The sequence below is a fragment of the bacterium genome, from assembly GCA_021372775.1.
Classification (GTDB): domain Bacteria; phylum Acidobacteriota; class Polarisedimenticolia; order J045; family J045; genus JAJFTU01.
In genome coordinates, this window is the sequence record JAJFTU010000364.1 from 1 (window position 1) to 1,734 (window position 1,734).

Annotated in this window: 2 protein-coding genes; both read right to left on the bottom strand. The window is 71.6% G+C overall.

The genetic code is table 11. The features are described from left to right. Positions 1–1,463, bottom strand: a 1,463-nt coding sequence (guaB, locus tag LLG88_12085; GenBank protein ID MCE5247641.1) for an IMP dehydrogenase, incomplete at its 3' end; no start/stop codon positions are given. A 96-nt stretch (positions 1,464–1,559) separates the two neighbouring features. Next, positions 1,560–1,734, bottom strand: a 175-nt coding sequence (locus tag LLG88_12090; protein MCE5247642.1) for a zinc ribbon domain-containing protein, incomplete at its 5' end; no start/stop codon positions are given.

The window sequence follows — 1,734 nt, forward strand, 5'->3', positions numbered from 1 at the left end:
TCGATTCGGTAGTTGGGGGCCTCGCGCGTGATCACCACGTCGTGGGCGTGGCTCTCCTTGAGGCCGGCCGTGGTGATCTGCACGAAGCGCGCCGTGCGCTGCAGCTCCTCGATCGTGCGCGCGCCGCAATACCCCATCCCCGCGCGGATCCCGCCGACCATCTGGTGCACGACGTCGGAGAGGCGGCCCTTGTAGGCCACGCGCCCTTCGATCCCTTCCGGCACGAGCTTGCGGTCGTCGTACTCGTCGGCCTGGCCGTAGCGGTCGCGCGAACCCTTGCGCATCGCCGCGAGCGACCCCATGCCGCGGTACTCCTTGTACGTCCGCGCCTGGTAGAGAACCGTCTCGCCGGGCGACTCCTCGGTGCCGGCGAAGAGCGAGCCGATCATCACGCAGTCCGCGCCGGCGGCGAGGGCCTTCGTGATGTCGCCCGAGAACTTGATCCCGCCGTCGGCGATCACCGGCACGCCCGACGAGGCGCAGGCCTCGGCGGCCGCGGCGACGGCGGTGAGCTGCGGCACGCCCGCGCCGGAGACGATGCGGGTCGTGCAGATGCTGCCCGGCCCGACGCCGACCTTCACCGCGTCCACCCCCCGCTCGACCAGCGCCTTCGCGCCTTCGGCGGTGCCGACGTTGCCGCCGACGAGCTGCAGCTCCGGATGGCGCTCGCGGATCGCGGCGACCGTCTTGAGCACGTTCTTCGAGTGGCCGTGGGCCGTGTCCACGCAGATCACGTCGACGCCCGCGTCCACCAGCGCGGCGGCGCGGTCGAGCGTGTCGGCCGCGGTGCCGACCGTCCCGCCGACCCGCAGGCGCCCGTGCTCGTCCTTCGCCGCGCGCGGATACTCGATCCGCTTCATGATGTCCTTGAAGGTGATCAGCCCCTTCAGCCGGTACTGGTCGTCCACGACGAGCAGCTTCTCGATCCGGTGCTTGTGCAGCAGCTGCTGCGCGCGCTCGAAGTCGGTCCCCTCGGGCACCGTGACGAGGTTCTCCGAGGTCATGAAGTCGCGGATCGGCGCGTCGGGACGGGTGCAGAAGCGCAGGTCGCGGTTGGTCAGGATGCCGACCAGCTTCCCGCGGTCGTCGGTGATCGGGACGCCCGAGATGTGGTACTTGGCCATCAGCGCCAGGGCGTCGCTGATCGGCCGCTCGGCGGTCATCGTGATCGGGTCGACGATCATCCCCGACTCCGACCGCTTGACCTTGTCGACTTCGGCCGCCTGCTCGTCGATCGAGAGGTTCTTGTGGATGAACCCCAGCCCCCCCTGCTGCGCGATCGCGATCGCCAGACGGGCCTCGGTCACCGTGTCCATCGCCGCCGAGGTCAGCGGGATGTTGAGGCGGATGCCGCGGGTCAGGCGGGTCGAGGTGTCCACCTGCGACGGCAGGACCTCGGAATAGGCGGGGAGCAGCAGGACGTCGTCGAAAGTCAGTCCTTGGATGACGCGGTCGGCCAGCATGGCGTGCCTCTTGTGGTTGTCGAAAAGGTTGGGGCGGATTCTACGACCCGCCCCGTCCCGAGTCCAACCTCGCCGCGCCGGCCCCGCGAGGGGCGATCAGGCGCCCGTCGGGGCCCCGCACTGGGGGCAGAAGCGCGCCCCCGCGGGCAGCGGCGCGTGGCAGCGGCCGCAGGCCGCGGCGCCGAGCGCGCGGCCGCATCCGGGGCAGAAGCGCGCCCCGGCCGGCGTCGCCGCGCCGCACGCCGCGCAGAACGAGCCCGTCGTCGCGCCC